Origin of the sequence: Nocardia sp. NPDC058666 (assembly GCF_042714895.1) — a bacterium.
GTDB lineage: Bacteria > Actinomycetota > Actinomycetes > Mycobacteriales > Mycobacteriaceae > Nocardia.
In genome coordinates this window covers 1-1,153 of the sequence record NZ_JBHXRY010000096.1, presented here as the reverse complement: position 1 = coordinate 1,153, position 1,153 = coordinate 1, and the positions used below count along the sequence as shown (strand labels likewise).

Sequence of the window (1,153 nt, the reverse complement as noted above, 5' to 3'; positions counted from 1 at the left end):
CGAGGACGGTCTCGTGCTCCTTCTTGTCCACGCCGTACGCGAGGGCGGCCGCCGTCGGCTCGTTGATGATCCGCAGCACTTCCAGTCCCGCGATCCGTCCGGCGTCCTTGGTGGCGGTGCGCTGGGCGTCGTTGAAGTAGGCGGGCACCGTGATGACCGCCTCCGTGACCCGCTCCCCGAGCTGCTTGGAGGCGTCGTCGGTGAGTTTGCGCAGCACCTGTGCGCTGATCTCCTCGGGCGCGTACAGCTTGTCGCGCACCTTGAAGCGGGCCGCCCCGCCGTCGCCCTCGACGACGTCGTACGCCACCGCCCTGGCCTCGTCGGAGATCTCGTCGAAATGCCGGCCGATGAACCGCTTGGCCGAGTAGATGGTGCCCTTGGGATTGAGGATCGCCTGGCGCCGGGCCAGCTGGCCCACCAGACGTTCCCCGGTATCGGTGAAGCCCACCACGGACGGTGTCGTGCGGTTGCCCTCGCTGTTGGGCACGACGGATGGCTCTCCGCCCTCCCACACGGCGATCACCGAGTTGGTGGTGCCCAGGTCGATGCCCACTGCCTTGGCCATGAGGAACTCCTCCCGGTACGGCGCCTGCGCCGACTGTCCGGATCACGTTCGTTCAGGTACGGGCGGGGACCTCTGCCAGTGGTCTGCAGCCCGCAGATCAGCCCTGCGGCCTCGTCGGAGACCTCCTCGACGAGGAGCAGGGCGGAGACGACGGGGTCGAGCCGGTTCACCGAGCCGAACAGCCGTCGAGCAGGACACCGGGGCCCTCTCCACGGGAAACCCGTGGCCCAAGAGGTGCTCAACGGCGTTTGCGGCTTCCCCGTACGTCGTGAACGAGGCAGCCGGCCTGCGGAGCTGCTCGGTCACCGCCCGGCGCTACCTACCGGTGCGCGGACGGTTTCGAACACTCCCCAGGGTGGCGGGCCCAGTGGCTCCACGCCTGCGCCTGGCAAGTCGGAAAAGCACGGGTCCGGTCGCCCCACGAGTACGAGAGGCAGAATCCGAACCTCTCGTATGAGCCGACCCGACCAGCACCGCCGCTCGGCGGTAGGCTCGAAGAGAACGGAGTGATCCCATGGCCAGCAGCCGGCCGCACCATCTGTACCGCCGCCGCTGCGACCGGGAGAGAAGCCTTCCACGGAACAGCGG

Annotated in this window: 1 protein-coding gene; it reads right to left on the bottom strand. The window is 68.7% G+C overall.

Annotation, left to right across the window (positions count from 1 at the left end):
• On the bottom strand, positions 1-565 hold a 565-nt coding region (locus tag ACFWVD_RS28735; protein WP_379248049.1), incomplete at its 3' end, for an Hsp70 family protein.
• Between the last annotated feature and the right edge of the window lie 588 nt (positions 566-1,153).